Annotated in this window: 29 protein-coding genes; 9 read left to right on the top strand and 20 right to left on the bottom strand. The window is 67.1% G+C overall.

All coding sequences use genetic code 11. The features are described 5' to 3' along the window. Positions 1-57: 57 nt before the first annotated feature. From Q319_RS0106130 to ccsA, 10 genes are all read right to left on the bottom strand, one after another. A complete protein-coding gene (locus Q319_RS0106130; protein WP_245619001.1) occupies positions 58-528 on the bottom strand; it encodes a GNAT family N-acetyltransferase in 471 nt (156 codons plus the stop codon). Between the two features lie 8 nt (positions 529-536). Then, positions 537-767 carry a KTSC domain-containing protein gene (locus tag Q319_RS0106125; protein ID WP_029481192.1) on the bottom strand — a complete coding sequence of 77 codons (231 nt, stop codon included), beginning with the start codon at positions 765-767 and terminating at the stop codon, positions 537-539. A gap of 25 nt (positions 768-792) precedes the next feature. Further along, complete coding sequence (locus Q319_RS0106120) at positions 793-1,356, bottom strand: QcrA and Rieske domain-containing protein (RefSeq protein ID WP_029481191.1); 564 nt, start codon at positions 1,354-1,356, stop codon at positions 793-795. An 82-nt stretch (positions 1,357-1,438) separates the two neighbouring features. Next, positions 1,439-2,482 (bottom strand): c-type cytochrome, encoded by a 1,044-nt coding sequence (locus Q319_RS0106115; RefSeq protein WP_029481190.1) that lies wholly within the window; start codon positions 2,480-2,482, stop codon positions 1,439-1,441. Continuing rightward, positions 2,479-3,042, bottom strand: a complete 564-nt coding sequence (locus Q319_RS0106110) for a cytochrome c-type biogenesis protein (RefSeq protein WP_081845911.1) — start codon at positions 3,040-3,042, stop codon at positions 2,479-2,481. The genes Q319_RS0106115 and Q319_RS0106110 overlap by 4 nt, the downstream gene beginning before the upstream one ends. Continuing rightward, a complete protein-coding gene (locus tag Q319_RS0106105; RefSeq protein ID WP_029481187.1) occupies positions 3,039-3,608 on the bottom strand; it encodes a TlpA family protein disulfide reductase in 570 nt (189 codons plus the stop codon). The genes Q319_RS0106110 and Q319_RS0106105 overlap by 4 nt, the downstream gene beginning before the upstream one ends. 34 nt (positions 3,609-3,642) lie before the next feature. Next, entirely contained in the window at positions 3,643-5,622 is a 1,980-nt protein-coding gene (locus Q319_RS0106100) for a heme lyase CcmF/NrfE family subunit (RefSeq protein WP_029481186.1), read from the bottom strand. A gap of 49 nt (positions 5,623-5,671) precedes the next feature. Beyond that, positions 5,672-6,136, bottom strand: coding sequence for a cytochrome c maturation protein CcmE (ccmE, locus tag Q319_RS0106095; RefSeq protein ID WP_029481184.1), 465 nt, complete (start codon positions 6,134-6,136; stop codon positions 5,672-5,674). Next, a complete protein-coding gene (locus Q319_RS26895) occupies positions 6,133-6,261 on the bottom strand; it encodes a heme exporter protein CcmD (protein WP_156039193.1) in 129 nt (42 codons plus the stop codon). Before Q319_RS26895 ends, ccmE begins: the two co-directional genes overlap by 4 nt. Beyond that, positions 6,254-6,994 (bottom strand): cytochrome c biogenesis protein CcsA, encoded by a 741-nt coding sequence (gene ccsA / locus Q319_RS0106085; protein WP_245618999.1) that lies wholly within the window; start codon positions 6,992-6,994, stop codon positions 6,254-6,256. Before ccsA ends, Q319_RS26895 begins: the two co-directional genes overlap by 8 nt. A gap of 201 nt (positions 6,995-7,195) precedes the next feature. On the opposite strand from ccsA, the gene Q319_RS0106080 reads away from it, so the two are divergent. Next, positions 7,196-7,906, top strand: a complete 711-nt coding sequence (locus tag Q319_RS0106080) for a hypothetical protein (protein ID WP_029481182.1) — start codon at positions 7,196-7,198, stop codon at positions 7,904-7,906. Between the two features lie 72 nt (positions 7,907-7,978). Here Q319_RS0106080 and Q319_RS0106075 read toward each other — a convergent pair whose 3' ends face one another. The 6 genes from Q319_RS0106075 to Q319_RS0106050 form a co-directional block, all read right to left on the bottom strand. Next, a complete protein-coding gene (locus Q319_RS0106075) occupies positions 7,979-8,710 on the bottom strand; it encodes a DUF421 domain-containing protein (RefSeq protein WP_029481181.1) in 732 nt (243 codons plus the stop codon). Continuing rightward, positions 8,707-8,907 carry a hypothetical protein gene (locus Q319_RS0106070; protein ID WP_029481180.1) on the bottom strand — a complete coding sequence of 67 codons (201 nt, stop codon included), beginning with the start codon at positions 8,905-8,907 and terminating at the stop codon, positions 8,707-8,709. Before Q319_RS0106070 ends, Q319_RS0106075 begins: the two co-directional genes overlap by 4 nt. A gap of 123 nt (positions 8,908-9,030) precedes the next feature. Next, the gene (mltG, locus tag Q319_RS0106065; RefSeq protein WP_029481179.1) at positions 9,031-10,062 is read right to left on the bottom strand and encodes an endolytic transglycosylase MltG; all 1,032 of its coding nucleotides are present in this window, start codon (positions 10,060-10,062) and stop codon (positions 9,031-9,033) included. Continuing rightward, on the bottom strand, positions 10,059-11,069 hold the full coding sequence (locus Q319_RS0106060; protein WP_034414022.1) for a carbohydrate kinase family protein: 1,011 nt from the start codon (positions 11,067-11,069) through the stop codon (positions 10,059-10,061). The genes mltG and Q319_RS0106060 overlap by 4 nt, the downstream gene beginning before the upstream one ends. Positions 11,070-11,242: 173 nt before the next feature. Further along, entirely contained in the window at positions 11,243-11,821 is a 579-nt protein-coding gene (locus Q319_RS0106055) for a biotin transporter BioY (protein WP_029481176.1), read from the bottom strand. A gap of 49 nt (positions 11,822-11,870) precedes the next feature. After that, positions 11,871-12,812, bottom strand: a complete 942-nt coding sequence (locus tag Q319_RS0106050) for a biotin--[acetyl-CoA-carboxylase] ligase (protein WP_029481175.1) — start codon at positions 12,810-12,812, stop codon at positions 11,871-11,873. Between the two features lie 119 nt (positions 12,813-12,931). Here Q319_RS0106050 and Q319_RS0106045 point away from each other — a divergent pair, with 119 nt between their 5' ends. The 6 genes from Q319_RS0106045 to Q319_RS0106020 all read left to right on the top strand — a co-directional run bounded on the left by Q319_RS0106045 (position 12,932) and on the right by Q319_RS0106020 (position 19,131). Next, positions 12,932-13,330, top strand: a complete 399-nt coding sequence (locus Q319_RS0106045) for a Fur family transcriptional regulator (RefSeq protein WP_029481174.1) — start codon at positions 12,932-12,934, stop codon at positions 13,328-13,330. 86 nt (positions 13,331-13,416) lie between these two features. Then, positions 13,417-16,251: a hypothetical protein gene (locus Q319_RS27845; protein WP_029481173.1), complete on the top strand. Its 2,835-nt coding sequence runs from the start codon at positions 13,417-13,419 to the stop codon at positions 16,249-16,251. 86 nt (positions 16,252-16,337) lie between these two features. Next, the gene (locus Q319_RS0106035; RefSeq protein WP_034414019.1) at positions 16,338-17,021 is read left to right on the top strand and encodes a hypothetical protein; all 684 of its coding nucleotides are present in this window, start codon (positions 16,338-16,340) and stop codon (positions 17,019-17,021) included. A gap of 111 nt (positions 17,022-17,132) precedes the next feature. Beyond that, the gene (locus tag Q319_RS0106030) at positions 17,133-17,786 is read left to right on the top strand and encodes a MarC family protein (protein WP_034414017.1); all 654 of its coding nucleotides are present in this window, start codon (positions 17,133-17,135) and stop codon (positions 17,784-17,786) included. Positions 17,787-17,920: 134 nt separating this feature from the next. Then, positions 17,921-18,511 carry an HNH endonuclease gene (locus Q319_RS0106025; protein ID WP_081845912.1) on the top strand — a complete coding sequence of 197 codons (591 nt, stop codon included), beginning with the start codon at positions 17,921-17,923 and terminating at the stop codon, positions 18,509-18,511. 71 nt (positions 18,512-18,582) lie between these two features. Beyond that, positions 18,583-19,131, top strand: a complete 549-nt coding sequence (locus Q319_RS0106020; protein WP_029481169.1) for an HD domain-containing protein — start codon at positions 18,583-18,585, stop codon at positions 19,129-19,131. Positions 19,132-19,192: 61 nt separating this feature from the next. Here the strand turns inward: Q319_RS0106020 and Q319_RS0106015 are convergent, their stop codons facing one another. The 4 genes from Q319_RS0106015 to Q319_RS0106000 all read right to left on the bottom strand — a co-directional run bounded on the left by Q319_RS0106015 (position 19,193) and on the right by Q319_RS0106000 (position 24,084). Continuing rightward, positions 19,193-19,651, bottom strand: a complete 459-nt coding sequence (locus tag Q319_RS0106015) for a response regulator (RefSeq protein WP_029481168.1) — start codon at positions 19,649-19,651, stop codon at positions 19,193-19,195. Further along, positions 19,644-22,037 carry a PAS domain-containing sensor histidine kinase gene (locus Q319_RS0106010; RefSeq protein WP_051655147.1) on the bottom strand — a complete coding sequence of 798 codons (2,394 nt, stop codon included), beginning with the start codon at positions 22,035-22,037 and terminating at the stop codon, positions 19,644-19,646. Before Q319_RS0106010 ends, Q319_RS0106015 begins: the two co-directional genes overlap by 8 nt. Before the next feature lie 161 nt (positions 22,038-22,198). Next, positions 22,199-22,864 (bottom strand): response regulator transcription factor, encoded by a 666-nt coding sequence (locus Q319_RS0106005; protein WP_029481166.1) that lies wholly within the window; start codon positions 22,862-22,864, stop codon positions 22,199-22,201. A 434-nt stretch (positions 22,865-23,298) separates the two neighbouring features. After that, positions 23,299-24,084 (bottom strand): enoyl-ACP reductase FabI, encoded by a 786-nt coding sequence (locus Q319_RS0106000; RefSeq protein ID WP_029481164.1) that lies wholly within the window; start codon positions 24,082-24,084, stop codon positions 23,299-23,301. Between the two features lie 130 nt (positions 24,085-24,214). On the opposite strand from Q319_RS0106000, the gene pgeF reads away from it, so the two are divergent. Together pgeF and Q319_RS0105990 are read left to right on the top strand one after the other, a co-directional pair. Beyond that, entirely contained in the window at positions 24,215-25,003 is a 789-nt protein-coding gene (gene pgeF / locus Q319_RS0105995) for a peptidoglycan editing factor PgeF (protein WP_029481163.1), read from the top strand. Further along, positions 25,000-25,506 (top strand): YqeG family HAD IIIA-type phosphatase, encoded by a 507-nt coding sequence (locus Q319_RS0105990; RefSeq protein WP_029481162.1) that lies wholly within the window; start codon positions 25,000-25,002, stop codon positions 25,504-25,506. Before pgeF ends, Q319_RS0105990 begins: the two co-directional genes overlap by 4 nt. Positions 25,507-25,554: the final 48 nt, after the last annotated feature.

Genomic DNA, 25,554 nt, shown 5'->3' with positions numbered 1-25,554 from the left:
CAAACTTTTCATTTTACTCAGGCGAGGCCAGGGCGTGTTGCTCCGGCCTCGCCCTCTTCAGGTGGGCAGCCTGTACAGCGTCACGTCAAAGCCCTTCACCGTGCGCTGGCCGACGTTCTGGAAGCCGAAATCCTCGTAGATGGCGCGCAGTCTGGGCCGGGCAGTGGCCGTATCCAGCTTGAGCCAGGGCCTGCCACGTTCTGCCGCCTCGCGCACGGCTTCCCGCAACAGCAGGGCCGACCAGCCCTGTCCGCGTGCGTCCGGATGGACCGCCAGCTTGTGCAGATACAGCGCCTCGTTCGCAGCGTCTTCCGGCCAGAACAGGGGGTCCGTGTCCAGCAGGCACAGGCACCCCACAGCCACGTCGCCGCGCCAGGCCACACGCCAGCCTTCCTGGGGATAATAGCGGGCGAGGCGTTCAGGGGTCAGGCTGCTCTCGGGCCACAGGGGTTCACCGCGCGCCTTGAGATGCAGGGCGGCAGCGATCAGCACGCCTGACGCGGCGGTGTTGTCGCCCTCTGTGAACACCAACCCGCTCAGCGCCGCCCCTTCACCTGACGGTATTCATAGCACTCGTCGATCTCGTTTCTGAAAAACGATCCCTGTGACGAGGCTGCCAGAAACCTGTCGTAAACCTCCTGCGGCACATCGTCGTAGTCGTAGCGCTTGCCGCTGTTGAACAGGATGGTCAGGGTTTTGTTTTCTGGATCGTAGCCGATGTGGCTCATCATGCTGCTGTCCACCGGGTGCAGGGTCACGCCGCTCATGGACGTAGTTTAGCCGTCCTGACCCTTACCCGTCCTGGGTTGGAGCGGGTTCAATCCCTGTCGCCCAGACTTCCTGGCCCCGCAGTTCCAGCCGCACGCGGGGCAGCGGGCCATTGGCCTTGCCGAACACGGCGGCCCCGGTCTGCAAGGGGTCAAACACGCTGTAATGGCAGCGGCAGCCCAGTTGCGGGTGCTGCGCGTCACGCGGGGGACGGTAATTGAAGGCGAAGGCCAGCACCTCCGGGTCACGCACCAGATTGACCGTGCAGCCCAGGTGCGTGCAGACGCGCGAGTAGGCCACCAGATGCCCGCCTTCCGCCACCGTCAGCCCACCCGCCACTGCCTGCGGCACGCGCAACAGCGCGCAGGGACGGCCCGCGTAGGTGAAATTCACGTCGGCCCACTCAGTTTGCAGGTCAGCCAGAGGAGCGATTCGCTGCGCCGCCGCCGCCTGAAAGTCCGGCGCTCCGGCCTTCTGTTTGCCCAGCGTGACGCGGGTGGCGTACCAGCCCATGTAGCCGAACGCCCCAGCCGTGGCCGCGACGGGCAACAGCCACCATTTTTCCAGCAGGGCGCGGCGGGTGGTCATGCTGGGGGGCGGGGAACGGGAGAGAAGTCCAACCGTCTGACGGTCAAACCGTCTAACGGCAAAGAGGGCCTCTGCTGCCGCATCACCCCTCCCTCTGCCATTTTTCCATCAGGTCCAGCAGCAACTTCAGTTCGGCGTCCGTCAGTTTGGGGTAGGCGGGCATGGCCCCCTTGCCGTTCACGGTGACGCTCCGCAGGGCCGCGCGGCTCAGGCCAGATTCGCGCAGGCTGGGGCCGATGCCGCCCGCGCCTGCCGCGCCGTGGCACGAGGCGCAACTGCCCGCGTACAGGCTCAGGGCCGGGTCACTTTGATTGAGACGGGCACGAACAGCCGTGATCACCTCGTCGGCCTCTCGTCCGGCAGGGTCCAGGGTGCGGTAGCGCTCCAGGGCCGTCAGGGCGTCCTGATCCTGCCCGAAACGGGACAGGGCGAAGCCCAGCAGCAACTGGGATTCAGGTTCTTCGGGGGCGAGCTGGGCGGCGGTGCGGATCAACAGGGCGGCGCGCTGGGCGTCCTCGGCGCTGATCTGCTGTCCGGTCTGTTCGCCGCGCGTCAGCAGCAGAATGCCCAGGCGGCGCAGGGCTTCGGGCTGGCGCGGATCGGTTTTCAGCGCGTTACCGTAGGCGCTGACCGCCTGATCGTAATTGGCCGAATCGAAGGCGGCGCGGCCCCAGGCCAGGTAATCGGCACCCTTCTCCGTTTGCTGGGCCGTTTCCTTCAGGGCAGGGAGTTTGAGAACCGCCTGCACCTTCTTGGCCTCACCCGCGTCCAGAGAAGCCAGTTGCCAGCGCGGAATAAAGGTCAGCGCGCCCGCCACCGTCAGCAGCGCGGCCACGCCCACACCAGCCAGGGCCAGCGTGCGTGAGCGGCCCGGATTCCTGGCCCTGGAGGCCGGAGGCAGACCGTCCAAGGCCCGCAGGGTCAGCGCGGCGCGGCGTTCCAGACCGGGGCGGCGGGCCTCATCCTCCAGCGTGTTCAGTTCAGTGTAGAGGCCGTCCCGCTCGGCGGCCAGTCTGGTGCGTTCGGGGGCGTCCGGGTCTTCGGGGGCGGCGCGGCGCAGGGGTTCCAGCACCAGCCACAGCGCCGCCCCACCGATCAGAGCCAGCAGCAACAGGCTGAGGATCACGGCCCGCCCCCGCCCGTGTCGCGGCGCACCTGATCCAGATAGGAGTCGTAGGGTTCAGCGTCCTGCACCGCGTCAGCCGGGGCCGCAGCCCCACGGCGGCGCAGGAAGGCCCACAGCGCCACGCCACCGCCGCCCAGTGCCAGCAGCGGCGCACCCCACAGCAGCAGGTTGCGCCCGGTCTTGGGCGGGTCCAGCAACACAAAATTGCCGTAGCGCTGCGAGAAGAAGGTGTAGATCTCCGAGTCGCTGCGCCCGTCCACCACCTGTTCGCGCACCGACTCGCGCATCTTGATGCTGATGTCGCTGCGCGATTCCGCGATGGATTCCCCGGTGTCGCACAGCGGACAGCGCAGGTTCTTCTGAATGGCGACGGCGCGCTGTTCCTCTGCCAGAGGCAGGGCGGCGGGTGGCGTGGTGGGGGCGGCGGCGTGGGCGAAGGAAAGCAGGAGGCAGAGGGCAGCGGGGAGAAGGCTGCGCTTCTTGCGGTTAGACCGTTTGACGGTCAGTCGGTCAGACCTCTCCCCCGTCCCCCGCACCCCAGAATCCCCGAATAACGTCATATCCCCTTCACTCCAATCTTCTCCAGTCCCACGTTCAGGCGCTCGCGGGTCAGGCCGCCCCGGTCCATGTGTTGCACGATCCCTGCCTTGTCAATAAAGACCGTTTCGGGAATGCCGGACACGCCGTAATCCACGCCCGTATTGATGCCGGGGTCCCGCAGGTTGGGGTAGGCCAGCGCATATTCCTTGATAAAATCGCGAGCGTTCTGCTCCTTGGTTTCCTGAAACAGGATGCCGATAATCGCCGCCCCGTCCGCCGTCTGCTGCGCGCCCAGTTCCCGGAACAGCGGGGCTTCTTCACGGCAGGGGCCACACCACGATGCCCAGAAATTGAGGACGACGGGGCGGCCCTTCAGGCTTTCCAGGCTGATGGGAACCTCGTCCAGACTGGTCAGGGTGAAGGCGGGCGCGGGCTTGCCGATCAATGGACCGCCCGTGGTGACATTCTTTGCCGGGCTGAGCAACGCGTAGCCCAGCACGCCCACCAGCGCCGCCGCGATCAGGGGAGGAATGGCACGCCGCCATGTCGGGGCGGGATTGATTTTGGATGGGGTTGGATTCGTCATAGTCAACTCTCAGTGGCGTCCTTCTGCCGTCTCTTTAATCCGTCGCCGGAGCCAGACCAGCGGGGGCGGCGCGCAACACAGGCCGCGCCGGGCTGACCAGCGTGAGACCCGCGCCGATGCAGATGATCAGCGTTCCCCACCAGATCCACGACACCAGCGGGCTTTCAATCAGGCGGATGCTGGCCCACTGGCCCTTGGGGTCAATGCTGGTGACCACCAGATAGGTGTCGCCCAGCGCGCCGTAGCGCACGGCGGGGGCGGGAAAGAGGGTGCCGGGGGCCTGGACGTAGGTATTCAGCCGCGCCTCGAAGGGTCTGCCGTCAATAGAAACAGAGGCAACGGCGGAGGTTCCAAACCCCAGGTCTTCCTGCCGCAGTCCCGTCAGGGCCAGTTCCTCACGCAGGAGGGTGCTGGGGGCAGCCTTCAGGTTCAGGGTGGCCTGCGCGTCTGCGCGGTACGCCCCGCTGAAGGCCAGTCCCAGCGCCATGACCACCAGACCGATGTGGGCGGTGTAGGCCCCGTAACGGCGCGGCTGCGCCCGCAGGGTTTTGCCCAGTCCGCCCGCTGCCCGCGCTGCACGGGCCGTCAGCAGGCCCAGGCCGACGATGTTGTAGGCGGCCAGCGCGATGGTGATCAGCACGCCCGTGGCGCGAACACCGAACAGGAAAGCGATCAGCGCCGCGCCCAGACCCGAAGCCAGCAGCGGCACCAGCGCCCGCATCAGCCCCTGACCGTCGGCACGTCGCCAGGGCAGCAGCGGCCCCACGCCCATGAGGAGCATCAGGCCCAGGCCCAGCGGAATGGCAAAGGCGTTATAGAAGGCCGGTCCCACGCTGGCGTCCCGGCGGCCCTGCGCGGCCTCCACGAAGGTGGGAAACAGCGTGCCGAGCAGTACCATGAAGGCGAAGACCAGAAAGATCCAGTTGCCCGCCAGGAACGCGCCCTCGCGGCTGATGGGGGCGGGAACCTCTGCCTCGTCGCGCAGGGCGGGGGCACGCCACGCGGCCAGACCGATGCCCACGATCAGCAGGAACGCCAGGAACCCCAGGAACACCGGACCCACCGGACCGCCCGCGAAGGCGTGGACGCTCTGGACGATGCCGCTGCGGTTGAGAAAGGTTCCGAGGACGGTACTGGAATACGCCAGCACGATCAGCCACACGTTCCACGAGCGCATCAGCCCGCGCTTTTCCTGAATCTGAATGCTGTGCAGGAAGGCGGTGGTGAGCAGCCACGGAATAAAAGACGCGTTCTCCACCGGGTCCCAGGCCCAGTACCCGCCCCAGCCCAGCGTCTCGTAACTCCACCAGCCGCCCGCGACGATGGCGGCGGTCAGAAAGGTCCAGGCCACCAGCGTCCAGCGGCGCGTGACCACCACCCAGTGATCGCTCAGTCGGCCCGTGATCAGCGCGGCCACCGCGTAGGCAAACGGCACGCTCAGTCCCACGAACCCCAGATACAGCAGCACCGGGTGAACGGCCATCATCCAGTGGTTTTGCAGCGCCGGGTTGGGGCCGCGCCCATCGGCCAGCAGCCCAGAGACCGGGGTGAACGGCGAGGCGATGGTGGCGCACAGGCCCACGAAGAACAGCAGGCTGACGAACATGGTGCCCAGCGCCCAGGGCCGCAACGCATCCCGCCGTAGCGTCAGCGACAGGATGAAGGCGAAGCCCGCCAGCAGCCAGGCCCACAGCAGAATGCTGCCTTCCAGCGCCCCCCACAGACTGGTCACCTTGATCCAGGTGGGCGAGGACCGCATGGAATGTTCGGCCACATAGCGCACCGTGAAGTCGTCGTTCAGCAGCGCTGCCATCAGCACCACGATGCCCAGGGTCACCAGGGCGAAGACGGCCCAGGTTGCGCGCCGCGCCGCCTCCACCACCCGCCCATCGGCCCGGAGACCGCCCACCACGGCGAGAGCCAGCCCGGCCAGCGTGAAGGCCAGTGCGCCCAGCAATGCGATCTGGCCCAGCGAACCCAGCGCACTGGACTGGAACGAAATCAGATTCAGCATGACAGCTCCTTCTGGGGTGCAGAAAGCGGGGCGCGGTCAGCGTGGTCCATTACTGCGTCTGCTGAAGCATGTCCTTCAGCTCGGTCTGCGTTTTGGGCACGTTGTATTCCTCGCTGTGCTTGACGATCAGTTCGTTGGCCTGAAAGGTCTCGCCCTCAAACTCGCCGCGCACCACGACGCCCTGGTCTTCCTTGAACAGATCGCTGACGGCCCCGCTGTACCGCACCGGAAAGCTGGCCCCGCCGTCCGAGACGACGAACTTGAGGTCCAGTGTCTGCGGGTTGTAATTGACGGCCTTGACCAGCCCGCCGATGCGGATGGGGCGGCCTTCCAGTTCTGCACGCTGCTGCTGGTACTCGGTGGGGGTCACGAAGTATTCCAGGCTCTTGTTCAGGTTCCCAAAGGCGATAAACGCCGTGAGTCCGACAAGCGCAATGATGCCCAGCGCCACGGGCAACGGGTTGCGGCGGCGCTGGCGGGCGCGCGGCAGAGGGTTGGGGATGGGATTGCTCACTTCGGAACCTCGCCCGCCTCATGCTTGACCGCTTTCAGCCGCATCCACAGCCACACCAGATAGCCCAGCAGCAGCGCAAAGGTCACGGCATAGACGACAATCACATACACGCTGTATTTATCCATGAGACGCCCCCATCTGCCCCGCCGCACCCAGGTCTTCCATCAATTCGCGCTCCTCACGGGCTTCCTCGCGGGCGGCCAGAATTCCGCGCACGTTCAGCAGGTACAGGTACAGGAAGGTGAAGGCCACCACCGCCACCAGCAGCACCCAGCCGTAAATCGGGGCCGCGTCGAAGCGCAGGCCGCCCAGCAGCTTCAGCGTCTGCGTCTGGTGAACGCCGCGCCACCACTCCACCGCCATGTAATTGACGGGCACGTACAGCGTCCCCACGATGCCCACCACCGCCGACACGCGGGCGCGGCGTTCGGGATCGTCAATCAGGCTGCGGATCAGCAGGTAGCCGCCGTACACCACCAGACTCAGCGCCGTCGTGGTCAGGCGGGCGTCCCAGACCCAGTATGTTCCCCAGGTGGGTTTGGCCCACAGCATCCCGCCGACAATGGTGACCACCGTGAACAGGACGCCGATCTCGGCACTTGCCAGGGCCAGACGGTCCCAGCGGCGCTGGCGCTGAATCAGATACAGCAGGCCAAACAGCCCGGTGCCGCCGTATGCGAGGTAACTGAGCCAGGCACTCGGCACATGCACGAACATCAGCCGCACCAGCGAACCCTGGTTGATGTCCAGCGGCGCGGCCAGACCCAGCACAATCGCCACCGCCAGCGTGACCACGGTGGCCCCGCCCAGCAGCGTCGTCATGAGGTTTCCCTTTCTTGTCCTGCTTTTGGTGGTCATCTGGCTCCTAGTTTAAGAGGTTGACTGCGTTTCGGCGGTGAACTGCGCCGGGGCCTGCTTCAGCCCGTTTCGTTGCTCCAGAATCGCGCTTTAAGCGAATTCGTACAAGTGCGAGTGTCCCCCTTTTTGCACGGCGCAGAAGGTAAAAAATGCCCTATTCTGCGGGGAATCCCTGCCGTTCTTCTCTCTGGAGGTCAACCCATGTTCAAGCGTTCCCTGCCACTTTTTTCCCTCTGCGCCCTCACCCTGACCCTGGCCGCCTGCGCCCCCGCCCAGACTGGCCCGCTGCCCGATCCCGCCAGCTTCCGCGCCGCACCCGGCGACGTGGTGCAAAAGATTGACGGCGTGGGCGATCTGGGCCGCTGGATGATCACCAAGAATCTGGAAAACGCCACCTGGCTGGGCGAGAAGGTGGGAGGCCGCACCCTGCGCGAGCCGATCAACGTGGTGATGATCGACTCCATTGCCAGATCACCCGAGGACGCCACCCGCCGGATGCTGGACGCCATGAATAAGGCGGGATACGGTCCCAAGAATATGCACAGCGACGGCTATTACGGCTATCTGAATGGCGAGTTGAAGCCCCAGTTTCCGCAGGGCAAGGGGCTGGCCTTCAGCGACGGCCCGTGGTACGACTCCAACAACCACGGGCGCGTGTTCGGGCCGTTTGAGATGAGCGGCAAAACAGTATTCATCGCCTCGTTCAGCCGCGAGGATTTCCGCTGGCTGCCGCGCCCCGGCCATCCGTATAACTCCTTTCAGGTGGCCCGCGAGGACCTGAGCAAGCAACTGGCCGCCAGAACGGTCTATCAACCGCAGGGTTTCATTGATCTGGATTCGGCCCTTGACACGCCCACCGAGACGACGGGGGACCACGACGGGCGGGCGCTTTTGCTGGTGGCGCAGGAGTAAAGGCTGTCTAACGGTCAAACCGTCTAACCGCCAGAAGATTTTTTGCGGTTAGAGGGTTTGACTTTTAGACGGTTAGACGCCCGCAGGGCCAGGGCCTATCAGCGGATCAACCACCGCCACCGTCCAGCCGTCCTTTCCGCCGCACGCACAGGCACCCAGCAACCCGCCCACCTGCTCCACGCGCCCGCAATCCAGACAGGCCACGCGCCCCTGCTGCGGCTCATCGGGATTCAGAATCACAGGCTTCTCCAGATCCCACGGCGGCACCACGGGCAGGCCAGGGGGCGAATTTTTGCCGTGGCTGAACACGGTCAGGGTGCCGTCCTGCTCGAAGTAGGCGCGGCGGACCTCGCCCAGTTGCATGACGCTCTGGGCGCGCAGTTTCTCGAACAGGTCTTCCCGGCTGAGGTTGGCTCCCTCCAGCACCCGGATATTGAACACGCCGTCCCGCACCAGTTCCACCGGCTGGCCTTCCATGAAGCTCTCCACGGTCTCGGAGCGCACCACCAGCCGCGCCAGCACCCGCTGAAAGGCCACCACCAATGTCAGGGCCAGCATGGCGTGCAGAAGTGGCACTTCCGGGTAAAACAGCGGATCGCCCGCCGCCGAACCCAGCGCAATAACAATCATCAGTTCCAGGGCGCTGAGCTGGGCCAGCCCGCGTTTGCCCGTCAGCCGCAGCAGGAATAGTAGCCAAGCAAAGATCACGGACGTGCGGAAGACGATTTCCAGCATGAACAGCGGCGGCGCGTCGCCCAGCCAGATGCGCTGCCAGTCAAAGGGGACGATTTCGGGGCCGCTCAAGGCTGGTCCTCCGGCAACTCCATCTCAGCCAGACCCAGGCCCGCCAGCACCCGCGCCCGCTCCCAGCCGATCAGTTCGGACAGTTCAGAGAGCGCTGCCTCAAACTCGGGGGAAGCCGGGAAATCCTCGTCTGCCGACAGCTCGCGCAATCGCTGCCACAGGGCGTTGCGCCGTTTCAGAAACTGACTGGGGGGCATAGCCCAGAGTGTAGGCGGCGCGGCGGCCTTCCGTGAAAAAACGCCTTGCATAAAAAACGCCTTCCTGAAAAAACAGGGACAGCCCTTTCACAGACTGTCCCGGCCTTCAGATCTTCAGGCTCCTCAGCGATATTGCGCGTTGTCCCGCAGGTGTTCGGCGTAGGTGTGGTTCACGTAAATCTTGCCGCCATCCGCGTGCAGGAAGTACAGCGCGTCGCGTCCATCGGCCAGCTTGCGGTTGGCGTTCAGCACACTTTGCAGCGCCGCCTGACCGGGATTGTTGATGGGTCCGGCGGGCAGGCCCATGCGGGTGTAGGTGCTGTACGGCGTGTCCGTGGTGAAATCCCCCGCCGAGCGGTCCAGTTCCGGCAGGTCCTTGCCCAGCCCGTAAGCCACGGTGGGATCGCTGCCCAGCGCGATGCCGTCCCGGATGCGGTTCAGGAACACCCCGGCCACAATCGGCATTTCCAGATCGTTGGCGGCCTCGGCCTGCACCATGCTGGCCAGCACCACCCAGTCGCGCACACTCAGGTCCAGCGCCCTGGCTTCTGCAATCCGTTCGGGCGTGAACTCGTCGTTCATGCGGGCCACCATCGTTTCCACGATCTTGCGGGGCGTTTCCTTGGGCCGGAATTCGTAGGTGGCCGGGAAGACGAAGCCTTCCAGATTCTCCTGCGTATCGGCGGCGTACTTGCTCAGGCTGGGGTCCTTGAGGGCCGTCAGGATGGCCGCGCCGTCATAGCCCGCCTTCTGGAAGATGGCCGGAAGATCCTTGATGCGTTTGCCCTCGGGGACGGTCACGTTGATCACCGGAATGCGCGCCTGACCCGCCAGCTTCTCGGCCACGCCCTGCACGCTCAGGGAGCCGTCCAGGTCGTACATCCCTTCCTTGAGACTGCCCGCCGTGCCGTTCTGGCGCATCACGAAGCGCAGGGCGTCGGCGCTCTTGACGATCTTCTGCTCCTGCAATTCGCGGGCCACCGCGCCCAGGGTGTCGCCGGGTTTGACCTCCAGCGTGTAGGCCGCGCCCCCGGCAGGCGCAGTTAGGTTACGCACGTACAGGAACGCGCCCAGCGCCGCCAGCAGCAGCAACACCAGCAGAATCAGCAGGACCCTGGCCCAGACCGGGGCACGCCCCCCACGCAGCCGGGTCACAGGACCGCCCCGGCCAGCGCGGATTCAGATTCCGACTGTGCGGATTCAAGGGGAAAGCGGGCCAGCCGGGCCAGCAGTGCGGCGTCGGCGGGGGGTCTGGCCCCGAAACGGGAAACCACCCAGCCGCCCACCTCCACGGCCAGTTGGGCGGCCTTCGCGGCGTCCCGGTGGGTCAACCAGCCCGCCAGGAATGCGCCGCCGAAAGCGTCCCCGGCCCCGGTGGCGTCGATCAGGGTGTCAGGGGTGGCGGCCACCGCCACGCGGGGCTGGTCCGGTCCCTCGATCAGTGCGCCGTCCGCGTCCATCTTGAGGACCACCAGCGCGTGTGGGTAACGCTCGCGCAGCCAGCTCAGGGCGTCGGCGGAGTGGGCGCAGCCGCTCATGGCGCGGGCCTCGTCGTCGTTGGGAAACAGCAGGTCAAAGGGCACATGGTCCACGATGTTCAGAAAATTCTCGCGGCCCATCTGCTGGATCATCTGGAAGCTGCCGGGGTCCAGGCTCAGGGTGGCGTTGCCCTCCCCCGTTCTGGAGGATTTGGACAGCAGGGCCGCCGCCAGGGCAGAGGCGCGCGGCGGATCGCGGAACAGGCTCCAGGCGGTCAGGTGCAGGTGACCCGCCGCCCGCAGCACGCCTTCCGGCAATTCCCCTGGCAACAGCTCCCAGTCGGCACCCTGCCCGGTCAGCATGGCCCGCTGGCCCCGGCGGTCGATCAGGGCCAGCACCACCCCGGTGGGATGCTCGCCACTAAGGATCAGCTCGGTCTCCACGCCCTCGGCCTGAAGCTCGGCGGTGGCCAGTTCGCCGAAGCGGTCCCGGCCAATCTTGCCCACGAAGGTGGAGGGATAGCCGCAGCGCTGCGCCCACACCGCCAGATTGGCCGCGCTGCCGCCGCCCGACAGTTCCAGCCGCCCAGTGGTATCGCCGCCGGAAAGCAGCATGGTATCGGGCTTGGCCAGCACATCCCAGTTCAGGTCGCCCAGCGACACCAGAGGCTTTCGTTCAATCATGACTGCGGCGCAGCATAGCGCGGCTGGATGAGGCGGGAAAGACTTCATCAATGCCGCTGATCGATGCCTCTAAGGCCAGCTTCCGGCCAAGGCGAAAATCGGGGCAAAAAGAGCGTGCGCCACCGGAGCGGAAGCTCTCCAATGGCGCACACCCGAGAAAGAGGCTTCGGCGTTTAGCGGCGGCCCACCAAAGCCCAGGCTCCCGGCAGCAGCAGCGCCGCCAGCCCCAGCTTCAGCGCGTCGCCGGGCAGGAAGGGCAGCAGACCTGCGCCCAGCAGCGGCTGCCCGCTCAGGCCCGTCACGACACTCAGCCACAGCAGGCCCAATGCGTAGATCACGACGCTGCCCGCCAGCATCGCCAGCACGGTCCCCAGAGGGCGGCGGTCCAGCGCGAAGCGTTCCACCAGAAAACCCACCAGCGCGGCGGCAAAGGGAAAGGCCAGCAGAAAGCCGCCCGTGGGTCCGGCGAATTTGGCAACGCTGCCGACGCCCCCCGCGAACACGGGTAAGCCCACTGCGCCCGCCGCCAGATACAGCGCCAGCGCCGCGAAGGCCCGCTTCCAGCCCAACGCCGCGCCCACGAGCAGCACGCCCAGCGTTTGCAGGGTCACAGGGACGGGCTTGAGGGGCAGTTCGGCCTGTGCCAGCAAGGCGATCAGGGCCGCGCCGCCCGCGATCAGCAGCAGGTCACGGGTCAGGCTGGGGACGGGGGCCAGGGTGCGGGCAAGGGTGGGATGGGTGATCTGGGTCATGGGGTTCTCCTTTGGAGGGGTCTGAGGGTCTAGGGGGATCGCTGCCGTCTCACGGGGCGGGGCCGCCGTCCAGCGCGCCAATCAGTTCCACGTCCCCGGCGCTGACGGTGTGCGGGCCAGTTGGGGTCTGGACGATCAGGCTGCCGCCCGCGTCCAGGCGTTCGGCCATGCCTTCCAGCGGGCCGCGCGGCGTCTGCACGCGCACCGGGCGGCCCAGGGTCACGCTGACCTGCGCCCAGGCGTCCAGAATCTCGGCGGGGGGGGCGCGCAACCAGCGGTCAAGCTGAGACAGAATGTCCCCCAGCACCTCCGCGCGGGTCACTCCGGGGCGCAGCTCGCTCAGATGAGCCGCACCAGCCGGGGCATCAGAGACGTTCAGGCCGATGCCCAGCACCGCGCGCCGGGCTTCCTCGCCGCGCAGATCGGCCTCCAGCAAGATGCCCGCCAGTTTGCGGCCATCCGGCGCAAGCAGATCGTTGGGCCATTTCAGGCCGCCGACGCCGCAGGCGGCCTGCACCGCCACACCCGCCGCCAGCGGCATTAACGCCAGTTCGGGCAGGGTCAGCGGAGGCCAGCCGTCCTCTCCGCCGCCGCCCAGCAGCACGCTGAAGGTCAGGCCTCCGGGGATGGGGGTCCACGCGCGCCCGCGCCGTCCGCGCCCGCCGGTCTGGCGCTCGGCCACCACCACCGCGCCGTGCGGGGCCGGGTCCGCCGCGTCGTCGGCCCAGGCGCGGACCTCATCCTGGGTGCTGCCCACGGTTCCCCGGTAACGCAGGGCCGCGCCCAGAGTCACCGTCCGGCGCACCAGCCCCGGCGCGGGCGTGCCAGGGGTCAGGGCGTATCCGGCGCGGGTGATCTGCAACGGAATGCCGTCCTCCTGCAACCCGTGGGCCAGCGTGTTCACGGTCACGCGGCCCACACCTAGCCGCCCGGCCAGCACCTCCCCGGATTGGGGAATGTCGGTCAGCAACGAGAGGAGGCGGGTGGGCATCTCGTTCAGTGTTCTACGGGTTTGGGTGAACGAAAAGCAAGGGGCGGCCAGTGGGGACGAGGACGCCGCGCCGCCCAAGCTTCCATTTTCACCCACAGCGCCTTTGCTAGACTGACCCCATGACGATGGTGCGGCAGACCAAGCAGCGGGCAGCGGTGATCGAGGTGCTGCGGGCGGCGCGGTCCCACCCGGACGCGGCCTGGATTCACACGCAGGTGCGCCAGAGCCTACCCAGCCTGAGCCTGGGAACCGTGTACCGCACGCTGGACGCCCTGGTTGCGGGCGGCGTGGTGGTCACGCTGGAACGCGCCGGACAGGCCACCCGCTACGACTACAAGCGTGCGGGCGAGGACCATCACCACGCGGTCTGCCGGGGCTGCGGCGCAATCTTTGATGTGGACGCAGGCGAACTGCCGCAACTGTCTGCTGCCGCGCTGCCCGCCGGATTTCAGGTGACGGATGTGCGGCTGGAATTTATCGGAGTTTGCCCGGACTGTCAGCCTGAGAAAATCACCTAAAACAGCTCAACTGCGTTCAGAAAAAACTGTTTTGAACCCGCTCCCGACTGCGCTGTTACGCCCCGGACTGGCGCGTAAGCTGGAGCATGTTTGAACTGCTGGCCGTTCTGGCGCTGATCCTGTCGTTCGTGGCCCTGTCCCGCGCGGGCAAGGCGCAGCAACAGGCACGAAGTCTGGCCCAGCGCCTGCACCTGCTGGAAACCGAGTTGCAGGCGGCGCGGCAGCGAACAGCGGGCACGGAGGCTTCCACGCCGACTGTGACAGGGGTTGTACCCGTTGAGACGTGGCCCGGCGCACCTGTTCCTCCATCCGCCGCACCTGTCTGGCCGGAAGATCAACCCACGATTCCAGTTCCACCAGTTGCGCCGCAGACCGCGCCGACCAGACCGCGCGGGCCGTCGCTGTGGGGGCCGCAATTCAGCCGGGCGCGCATCAGCCTGATCGGCGGGGTGCTGGTGCTGGGCGGTCTGGCCTTCACGCTGCGGGCGCTGGGCGCTCCGGCATGGACGCTGCTGGTGGCGGTCTTCGCTTTCGGCGGACTGCTGTATTTCAACGCGCGGCGGGTGCCGTGGCCAGTGTCAGGGGCGCTGCGAGGGCTGGGCTACGGCGTGGCGGCGCTGGGCGTGGGCAGCCTGTCCCAGCGTTTGCCCGGCGACTGGGGACCGGGAGCGGTGATGCTGGGCCTGCTGGGCCTGAGCGCGGCGCTGCTGGTAGACGCCCTGCGCCGCCGCGAACTGCTGCTGGGGGCGCTGGCGGTGGGCGGCGCGGCCCTGAGTACCTGGATGCTCACCGACGATCTGGGCCGCTGGTCCATCCCGGCGGCGGGCGCGGTGCTGCTGCTGGCGGCGGTGGCCGTGTGGCAGGGCCGCGCGGATCAGGACGCCATTTTTGAAAAGGCAGATTTTGAGAAGGCACAGGATGGAGAAGTCAGCCCTGACGCTCCCGCCTCCCGCCGCGCGGCCCTGACCCTCACGCTTGCAGCAGCAGGCGCGGTTCCCGTGGGCTGGTTCGTGGCCTCGCAAAGCCATGTGGCGGACAACCTGCCGTCCAGAACGCAGGAACTGGCGTCCGCGCTGCAACTCACGGGCGGTCCACTGGCGCTGCTGCCGTGGCTGGCCTTCGGTCTGCTGGCACTGAGCGTGCCGCTGGCACTGCTCACCCGGTTGCGCCAGGATTCGGACAGGGACGCAAGAGCAGACCGCGCCGATGGTGTGGCCCTGGGCGCGGCGTGGGCCGTATTGACCCCGCAGGTGCTGGTGGCGGCGGCAGTGGGTGCGGCGGCGGGCGAGAATGGACTGAAGGCAGGAGCGCTGGCCCTCTCTCTGGTCATCCTGGCCGCGCTGCTGGTGGCGGCCCGACTGGCCTGGACCCGCCGAACAGCACAGGACTCGCCGCTGGCAGGCGCGGTGGCAGGCAGCCTGACTGCCGGGGCGACAGGCGTAGCCGGGGCGCTGGCGCTGAGTGTGCTGGGCGCGCGCACCGAGCCTGTGGCGCTGGCGAGTGTGGCGGCGGCCCTGCTGCTGGTGGGCCTGTACGGGCGCAGCCGTTTCTGGCTGCGGGTGGGGGCGCTGGGGCTGGGAATCACGGCTCTGTGGGGCATGGTCAACACGCTGGGCCTCTCGCCGGGAGACGTGTTCGTGGTCCGCTGGGCCGATCTGGGCGAAGCGCTGCTGGGAGCCGCCCCCGCCGCACTGGGCCTGCTGGCCGCGTGGCGACTGGGCCGGGACGCCTGGGTCACCGCACCGCGCCCACTGAAACAGGTCAGCGGCGCAGCGCAGGAGAAGGGCGAGGTCCGCCGCACCCGTCCCCACCGGACGCCCACCCTGCTGGCTGCGCTGTGCAGCGCCGTGCTGGTCCTGGCCCTGCTGGCTGCCGGAATAGGAGTGCTGGCGGGTGGGGTGATGCTGGCGGCGGCGCTGCTGTGGACACGCAGGGCAGGCGAGGCAGGCGACAGCGGAACAGGCGGCACGGTTCGCTTCTGGATGGCCGCCCCCCTGGCGACACTGGGCAGCCTGTTGCTGATCTTCAACACGGACGCCCCCCAGACGCCGTCGCTGCTGGTTGTGGGCGTCGTGGTGGCCCTGCTGGCAGGCGCAGCGCTACTGCGGGCCACGCCACGCACCTTTACCGAAGTCTCGCCGCGCCAGCTCACTGAGGGCGTGGCGCTGGTCCTGCTGGCCCTGGCGCTGGGCCGCGCCGCGCAGGAATGGTGGCCTGCGCTGGGCATTCCCGGCGCGCTGGCGTTGCTGGCCCTGCTGACCGCGCCGCTGAAACTGACCCTGAGCTGGGGGGGCCGCATGGACGCGTTGCTGGGCCTGGGCGGCCTGATTCTGCTGAGCCTGCTCATGGCCGGCTGGCCGGGTGGATACGGAGCAGACCTGAACCGGATTGATGTGGCGGCGTCAGGCGGTCTGATCCTGGCTGCCGGGTGGTGGCTGACGCGCACGGCAGGGGGGCTAGGGCTTCTCTCTGGCCTGACCCGCCCGTTCGGAGGAGTCCCGCCCACTGCTGAGGCACAGCCACACGTCGCTCAGGCCCTGTGGCTGGGAGGCTGGACCCTGCTGGTGCCACTGGCCCTGGGGGTACGCTTCAGCCCGCAAACCGCTGACTTGCGGCCCTGGCTGATTGCGTCCAGTCTGGCGCTGCTGGCGGTGGGGCTGATCACGGCGGTTCAGGCGCACCGGGCAGGCGGGGCGGCGTGGGCCAGAACGCTGTGGACGGCTGGACTGGTGATGATCGCCGGGGCCGGGATCAAGGGCGCAGTGCTGGACGCCCCATACTTCCCCAATTCCTCGGCGGGTCTGGGCATCGCCGTGCTAGTCACTGGCCTGAGCCTGCTGGCGGTGGCGATTCTGGCCCCGCGTCCGGCGGCCCCCATCACCGCGCCGCAGGAGACGCTGCCCGGAGAGCCGCTGGCCTGACGCCGCACCCCTGACGCTGGGACCCAGCACGTCCCCCACCCCTCCGGCATCCGTCCCGCACCTCCCGCGCTACGCTGGCCCCCGTTATGACCGAGCCGCAGCCCACCCCGCAAGAATTCCCGACCTACCGCGTTCAGGAATTCCTGCCGTCCTTTCTGCTGGGCTGGGGTATTGGCGCGCTGATCACCTTCGGCGTGCGCGCCCTGGCCGACGCGCTACTGACCACCCCCTGCGAGGGCCGCACAGTGCTGGCGCTGATCGTGCCGCTGCTGCTGGGACCGGGCGGGCTGGCCTTCACGGCCCTCAACTGGCGGCGTGCCAGCCGCGCGGCGCTGGGGCTGGGGCTGGTGGTGGCCTCACTGCTGCCTGCGCTGTTCGTGGGCGCACGCGACATCTCGGCGTTGCGCAGCACCGGCTGTGCGGGAGGTTATGTCGTGCTGGCCCAGACGGATGGGGAATCGGTGTCCAGTCTGACCTTGCGGGTAGGAGAATCGCGCGAGTTGACCGGGCGCATCGGCGGCTTCAACACCCAAAACTACCCTGGCCAGTTCAAACTCAACGGCCAGGGCAGCGCGGCGGGCGTCGTGGTCACGTTGCCCAAAACCGCTGTGGAGGCCGGAGAGGTCTTTCCCATCACCATCACCATCCAGCCCGGCACTGGTATCAACACCTACACGGCGGGCGTACAGGGCACCCTGGTCAAAAATGGGCGGACCGTCAGCGCGGACGGCTCACTGGAACTGAACGTGCGCGCCGCCGAGAGGCCGTAGGCCGAGGAGCAGCAAGCGGATACGCCCGGCTGGCCGTAGCCACCTGTCATTCCTGGCCTTGCACACTGCACGGTCCACACTGCCCGGTGCCGGGATGTTACGTTAAGCCGCGTGAACGTGACCGAGGTTTCCAGCATTGCCCTGCAAACATTTCTGACGATGCTGGTGGTCATGGACCCGATAGGACTCGCGCCCATTTTCATCGGGCTGGCGGGCAACCGGCCCAGTTTCGAGCGGCGCAAGGTGGCCCTGAAAGCCGCGCTGGTGGCCGGGGGCATCATCCTGGTGTTCGGGCTGGTGGGCCGCGCCCTGCTGGAACACCTGGGCATCAGTCTCAGTGCCTTCCGGGTGGCCGGGGGCGTGCTGCTGTTTCTGATCGCGCTGGACATGGTCTTTGCCCGCCCCAGCGGCAGTAAGGAAACCCCCGAGGAAGGCGCTGAGGCCCAGGAACGCCAGGACATCAGCGTGTTTCCGCTGGCGATTCCGCTGATCGCCGGTCCCGGCACGCTGGCCTCAATCATGATCCAGGCCAACACCGCGCACGGCAACCCACTGCTACTGGCGGTGGTCTTTCTGGTGACTGCCGCCGTGCTGCTGCTGTGTTATCTGGCCCTGCGCCTGAGCGGCCAGATCGCCCGCGTGATCGGCGTGACCGGCGTGCATGTGGTCACGCGCGTGCTGGGCGTGCTGCTGGGCGCACTGGCCGTGCAGTACATCGCTGACGGCGTGCTGGAACTGCTGCGCGGCGGACTGCGAACGGGGTAAAACCAGGCAGTGTCGTGGCGGCTCCGTGGGCCTTTCCCAGCGCCCACCTGAGCCATTGCGCTTACTCCCGCGCGCCCATCAATAGGCGTCCAGGCACAACATGGTTCTGACCCCCACGCCGTAGAATGCGGGGCATGACAGTCAAGGGCAGGGTGGAAGAACTCGGGCGACCATCTCACGGCATCAGCGCTTCTGAGGGTGGGTCCTCAGCGCGCGTGGTGCCGGACCTGAACGCGCCGCGCGTGCTGGTGCTGAACGCATCCTACGAGCCGCTGCACGTCACCAGCACCAAACGGGCCATCACGCTGCTGCAATACGGCGTGGCCGAGGTGCTGGAAGACAGCGGCGACGTGATCCGTTCGCCCAGCACCACCCTGATTGTCCCCAGCGTGATCCGCCTGCGCCGCTACGTGCGCCGCCCGCGCGTGCATCCGGTGCCCTTCAACCGCCGCAATGTGCTACGGCGCGACACCTTCGCCTGCCAGTACTGCGGCGCGTCCGAGGAACTGACGATGGACCATGTCATGCCCCGTTCGCGCGGCGGGCGGCACAACTGGGACAACGTGGTGACCGCCTGCCGCACCTGCAACCAGCGCAAGGGGGACCGCACCCCCGACGAGGCTGCCATGCCCCTGCGGACGCGCCCGCACGCCCCCACCTTCGGCGTCTACGCACACGGCCAGTTTGCCCACTGGCAACCGGAGTGGGCGCAGTACATCCGCTGAAAATTTGAATTTGGAACAGAGAAGGGTCATCTGCAAACGTGCGGGTGGCCTCTTTCATTAGACTGCTCCCCATGAACCGCGAACAGGCTTACGCCCTCATGCTGGAACACACCCCCTCGGCGTCGCTGCGGCGGCACATGCTGAACGTGGAGGCCGCCATGCGCTGGTACGCCCGCCACTGGCAGGAGGACGAGGAGGGGTACGCCGTGACCGGCCTGCTGCACGACTTCGACTACGAACTGCACCCCAGCGAACATCCGACATGGGGCGTGGAGTATCTGCGTGCCAACACTGACGCGGCACCCGAGGTGCTGGACGCGATCATGGGCCACGCGGCCTACACGAACACGCCGCGCACCACCCGGCTATCCCAGACGCTGTTCGCGGTGGACGAGCTGACCGGGCTGGTGCAGGCGTCGGCGCTGGTCCGCCCGGACGGCGACGTGCGGCAGGTAGAGCTGAAAAGCCTGAAAAAACGCTTCAAGAACCGCGCCTTCGCGGCGGGGGTCAACCGCGACGAGGTGGAACAGGGCGCGCGCGAACTGGGTGTGGAACTGGACGAACACATGGAAAACGTGCTGGCCGCGATGCGCGAGATGCCGGAAACCCCGTCGGAGTAGGCATCAAAAAAGCCCTCTCCGTGTCAAGAAGGCTGTGTGAGGTGTCTTTTCTACAGGCGTTCTACAGGCGCGGCGGAAAGCGCACGAAAGTCAGCCAGAAGTTCTCGAAGGCGCGGACGGCATGCAGGAAGTTCTCGAAGCCCACCGGCTTGACCATATAGCCGCTGGCGTGGCGCTCGTAGGAACTGCGGACGTCCTCGTCGGCCTGACTGGTGGTCAGCATCAGCACCGGGATGCTGCCCAGCACAGCGTCGGTCTTGATCTCGCGCAGCACTTCCAGGCCGTTCTTGCGCGGCATGTTGATGTCCATCAGGATCAGGTCCGGGCGCGGGGAGCCGGCGTATTCGCCCTCGCCGCGCAGAAAACGCAGGGCCTCCACACCGTCACGGGCCACATGCAGCCGGTTGGGCACGCGCGCCTCCTCGAAGGCTTCCAGGGTCAGCAGGATGTCGGGTTCGCTGTCCTCGACGAGAAGAATCTCGACTGGGCGCATGTGGGTGGCAGGGGCAGTTTCAGGCATGGTGGGGGTCTGTGGTGGGTGCAGTCGGGTCATCTGGCGGGTGGGACTCTGAAGGCTGCGCGGCGGCGGGCAGCGTGAAATGAAAGATGGTGCCGTGGTCCGCGGCGGGCAGCGGCGTGGACTCCAGCCACAGCGTTCCCCCGTGATGCTCAACAATCTTACGACAAATCGCCAGCCCCATTCCGTTCCCGGCGTAATCCTCTCGGCGGTGCAGCCGCTGGAAGATGTCGAAGACCCGTTCCTGGTACTCCAGCGCAATACCGATGCCGTTGTCCTGCACGGTGACATGCACCAGCTCGCCGTCCTGGCGTGACTCTACCCGCATCCGCGCAGGCTGGCCCGGCACGGTGAATTTCAGGCCGTTGCCGATCAGGTTGGTCAGCAACGGAACCATCAGTGGCGCGTGGACCAGCACGGTGTGGGGGGTCTCCCAGCTCAGGCTGGCCCCGCCTTCTTCGCCTTCCTCAACGTCCAGGTTGCTGTGCAGTGCGGCCTCCACGCTGTGGGCGGCAGCCCGCATGGCGTCGTCCAGATTCAGCGGTGTGGGCACGCTCTCGCCCCGGCCCACCCGCGAGAATTCCAGCAGGTCCTGGATCAGCCCACGCATCCGGCCCACCGCGTCCTGCATGAACCCCAGGTAGCGGTCCGCGCGGTCATCGAGCTGGCCCTCGTAGCGCCGCCCCAGCAGCTCGGCATAGCTGCCCAGCGTCCGCAGCGGCTCCTGAAGATCATGGCTGGCCACGTAGGCGAACTGTTCCAGATCGGTGTTGCTGCGCTCCAGATCCTCGATGGCCTCCTGCAACAGGTGCTGGGCGCGCAGGCGTTCGGTGATGTCCTGCACCATCAGCACCGCGCCCGTCACCGCGCCTGCCGCTGAACGCAGCGGCGTGACCACGCTTGCCACCGGAACCGCGTGACCCTGGGCGTGCCACAGCACATCGTGGTCCAGGCGGCGGGTCTGGCCGTCGCGCAGGGTCTGGTGAATGGGACAGTCCCCCACCGGGTACGGCGTGCCGTCGGGGCGGCTGTGGTGGATCAGCTCGTGCTGCTGGCTGCCGATCAATCGCTCAACGCTGTAGCCCAGCAACCGCGCCGCCGCCGGGTTGGCGAAGGTGGTGCGGCCCAAGGCGTCCAGCCCGAACACGCCCTCGCCCGCAGCGGTGAGCAGCAGCGTGGAAAAGCGCGTGACCTCGGCCAGTTCCTGGGTGCGCGCGGCCACGCGGCCTTCCAGCTCGGTATTCAGAGCTTTCAGGGCGGCCTCGGCCTCCCGCGTGGCGCTGATGTCGGTGTAGGCCCCGATCCACTCGCGCACGCTGCCGTCGGCATTCCGCAGCGGCACCGCGCGAATCTGCATGGACACATAGACGCCGTCGGCGCGGCGCAGGCGGTGTTCGAGGTCATAGGCCTGACCGATCTCCAGCATCCCGGCCCACGCCTGCAAGGTCTGTTCGCGGTCCTCGGGATGAATGGCCTCTATGGCGGTCTGGGGGTTCAGGTACTGCGCGGGACCCTGTCCCGTGAACGCCTCCCAGTCGGCCTGAGCAGCATGGAAGGCCCCCTGCGCGTCGGTGGTGAACACGATCTGCGCGGTGGCCTCCACCAGCGAGCGGAAGCGTTGCTCGCTGCGGCTCAATTCCTCGCGGGTCTGGCGCTGCTCGGTCACGTCCGCAAAAACGGTGGTGACCTGTTCGGGGCGCTCCATGCCCGGCGCGCGGCGCGGAATGGCCGTGACCGTCAGCCAGCGCCACTGCTCGGCGGCGGGATGGTAGACGCCCATCGGCACGTCCAGCAGGGGCTGTCCGGTTTTCAGGGCCACGATTGCCGGGTGGGTCTCGCCGGGAAAGGCCTTGCCGTTCGGGTGAATGGCCCGCCAGCGCGGGTCCAGCGAATCGCGCCCGGTCAGTTGTTCGGGGCTGAGACCCAGAATGGCCGCCGCCGAGGTGTTGGCATGCAGAATCCGGGTGTCCGCGCCCTGCACGGTCATGCCCAGCCCCATGCGGTCCATGATGTCCAGCGCAACTTCCAGCGGATCGTGCGATTCCCGGAAATTCAGCAGTGCCGCCCCCGGCCCGGCAGGCGTGACGGTGGCCAGCGCCGGGGCCACCGCGCCGGGCATGGTGACCGACAGGCGCGACGACGTGCCGTTCAGGGCCAGCGCCGCCGCGTCCCGCAGGGCCTGGGCAGCGCCGGGCAGAAACAGGGCGGTCCAGTTCTGAGCCTGCCCCTCCACCGCTCCCAGGCGTTCACGCGCGGCGGCATTCAGCGTAAATTCGCCGCCCGCGCTGACCCAGACGGTGGGATCGGGCAGGGCCAGAAGCAGTGCGGCGGCGTCCACCCCAGAAAAGGGGGCGGTAGCGTCGGCGGGGGAACCAGTGGCGTCCTTCATGTCAGGTGGGGCAGCCTAGAGGGGCCGTTGTCAAAAGAGTGTCACTGCGGGCGGAGCTGAAGAACTTGCTGGACGCACGGGAACTGTCCAGCCTCTTCCTGCCCGGACAGCGTTTGATATGAAAGGCCATTTCTACACCCACAGTTCTGGGACTTAAACCGCTAGCCGCGCAGGGCGTAGCCCACACCGCGCACGGTCCGCAGCAGGCCATAGCCGTCCAGATCGCGCAGCTTGGCCCGCAGGTTGGCCATATGCACGTCCACCACGTTGCTGCCTTCCGGCAGGCGGCCCTGCCAGATTTCCTGGCCGATTTCCTGGCGCGAGTACACCCGGCCCGGCTGGCGGATCAGCAGCGCCAGGATGTCGAATTCCTTGGGTGACAGGCGCAGTTCCTCAGCCTTGTAGGTCACCAGCCGCTTTTGCGGGTCCAGGGTCAGGTCGCCCATGCTCAGGCTCTCGGTGGTGCGCTGGCGCAGTTGTACCTTGACGCGGGCCAGCAATTCGTCGGGGTGAAAGGGCTTGATCAGGTAGTCGTCCGCGCCCAGGCCCAGCAGCCGCACCTTCTCGTCCACGGTGTCGCGGGCAGTCAACACGATGATCGGCACGGCGCTGTTCTTGCGTAACCTCTGAACCACGTCGCCGCCGTCGAAATCGGGCAGGCCCAGGTCCAGCAGGATCAGCGCGGGATGCTCCTCGCGGGCCTTGATCAGCCCGTTCATGGCCGAATCGGCATGCTCGACCTCGAACCCGGCGTCGGTCAGGTCCATTTTCAGGACGTTGGCGATGTCCAGATCGTCTTCGATGATCAGAATGCAGGGGGAGGTCACGCCTTCATAATACGCCTTAATCCCGTCTGAGGAGGAATTGAACCCCAGACGAGATCAGGAGGGCCGCTCAGGAGGAAGGCCCAGCTTTCTGGTTCATCGAAAAAGGCACAATCTGTTGCTGCGCCGAAGTGCATGTGCGCGGAACTTCGCTCATCACAGTCAACAGCCCGCCGGTGGCTTTCCATCCTCGACACACCTGGAGCAGTTGTCATCAAAAGACCATTTTTATGACCGAGCGGAGCGGGCAAGCGTCCTCTCCTGCGGAGCTGTGCCAGTCAAGAGGACTTGCAAAGCTGCGGAGCAGAGAATGGAGTCGCCAGAAGTCTTTTATTCCGGTGACGTCATTCGGAGAACTGCTCTGGATGAGCCTTAGATCAGGACCGTGGAGCCGGGAGCCTGAGCGCTGACCGTGTCTGGCAGGCTCCTGACCCTGATCAGTCTTCCTTCACCGTCATGATGCTCAGGCCCGCGTCCACGTACATGGTCTGGCCGGTCACGCCGCTGCCCAGATCGGAAAGCAGGAACAGGGCCAGCTTGCCGACTTCCTGCGAGGTTGCGTTGCGCCCGAAAGCGGCGTTGCGCGCGCCCTTGTCGTACAGCCCACCGAAACCGGGGATGCTGCGGGCGGCGATGGTCCGCATCGGCCCGGCGCTGATGGTATTGATCCGAATCTCGCGGGAGCCGAAGTCGGCGGCCAGGTAGCGGGTGGCGGCTTCCAGCGCCGCCTTGGCCACGCCCATCACGTTGTACTTGGGGACCACCTGCTGCGAGGCATGGTAGGTCAGGCTGACCACGCTGCTGCCCTCACGGAACAGGGATTCGGCGTGGCGGCAGATCGCCACCAGCGAGTAGGCGCTGACGTGCAGGGAAGTGTTCCAGTCTTCGGGTGTGGTGTCCACAAAGCGGCCCTCCATCGCGTTACGCGGCGCGTAGGCGATGGCGTGGACCAGATAATCCAGCCCGCCGAACTCCTCTTTTGTGCGGGCGAACAGGGCGCTCAGGTCTTCCTCGGAAGTCGCGTCGGCCTGCTGGGTCCACACGCCCTCCCGGTCCCCCAGCAGCTTGTCCAGCTCGCCCTTGAGGCGCTCGCCCTGGTAGGAAAATCCCACCCGGCAGCCTGCCGCCAGCAGTTGCTCGGCAATCGCCCAGCCCAGGCTGCGCCCGTTCGCCACGCCCATCACCAGGGCCGTCTTGTTGCTCAGATCAATTTGCACGCTCATCCACAGGACTTTAGCGCCGCCGGGGGGCCGCAGGTTGGAGCGGGTGCAAGCAGGGCGCAGCGTGGCCTGCGGGCAACTGCGCCCTGCCTTCCCCCGGATGGGGGCACAAACCGTCAGAATCCAGTGAGACATGCAAGGAGATACTGAGCAACTGATGCTGTTGACCGCACCACATCTGATGACGCCACACGCCTTTTCCACGCGTGCGGGCGGCATTTCGGCGGGTCCGTACGGTTCGGTGGGTCCATACGGTGCCGAAACAGGTGGGGGTCTGAACCTGGATGACCGCGAGGACAACGCGGAAGTGGTGGCCGAGAACCGCCGCCGTCTGGCCGCCGCGCTGGACTTTGGCCCGGCTGACTTTGCGCGGCTGGATCAGGTGCATGGAACGGAAGTCGTCACCGTGACTGGTCCTGGCGTCTGGACCGGCGACGGGCTGGTCACGGCCACCCCCGGCGTCTTGCTGGCGATTGGCACGGCGGACTGCTATCCGCTGCTGCTCGAAGACGCGCAGGCAGGGGTGATCGGCGCGGCCCACGCGGGCTGGAAGGGCACGCTGGGACGCATTGCGGAGAAAACGGTACAGGCGATGTGCGAACTGGGCGCGCAGACGGGCCGCATCCGCGCCGCCGTCGGCCCCGGCATCTGCGGCGAGCGCTACGGCGTGGGGGCGGAAGTAGCGGAGAAGTTTACACAGGCGGGTTTGGGGGACTTCGTGCTGATACGAGGCGAACAGCCTCACCTCGATCTGGCAGGCGCGAACCGGGCAGTGCTGCTGAGCGCAGGCTTGAGCGAGGACAACATCTGGCTCAGTGGACGCTGCTCCACCGAGCCTGAGTTCTACTCCTACCGCCGCGACGCCGGGAAAACCGGGCGGATGTGGGCCGTCATCGGCCTGAAGACCGGGGGACAGGCATGAGTCTGCTGCGTCCAGACGACGTGATCGACGACATCCTGCACATCACCCCCGAGTTTCTGGCGCGGCGGGGGCTGCGCGGCCTGCTGCTGGACCTGGACAACACCCTGGTTCCCTATGGCAGCTACGAGGAAGCCGCCGCCGCCGGGATGTTCCGCTGGGCGCGCGAACTCCGGGATTCCGGGATTGGCCTGTACCTGCTGAGCAACGCCACCGGACGCCGCGCCGCCTTCTGGCTGGAGCGGCTGGGCTTTTCGGGGGTGGGGCTGGCGGGCAAACCGCATCCGCGTGCTTACCGCCGCGCGCTGGCCGAGCTGGGTCTGCCCGCACATCAGACCGGGATGGTAGGCGATCAACTGTTCACCGATGTGCTGGGCGGCAATCTCAGCGGTATGCACACCATTCTGGTGCGGCCTATCATCAGCAATTCGCTGCCGCATACGCGCGCGGCACGGCAACTTGAGCGGGTGGTCCTGCGGAGGTACGGGCATGACTGGAAGACCTGAGCCTGCTCTGTCCCCTCACGCAAGGCCCGCCCACCATCCACACGACTT

The sequence above is a fragment of the Deinococcus marmoris DSM 12784 genome, from assembly GCF_000701405.1.
In the GTDB taxonomy this organism is placed as follows: domain Bacteria; phylum Deinococcota; class Deinococci; order Deinococcales; family Deinococcaceae; genus Deinococcus; species Deinococcus marmoris.
Note: the sequence above shows the minus strand (reverse complement) of the source record. Positions and strands in the feature narration are given on the sequence as shown.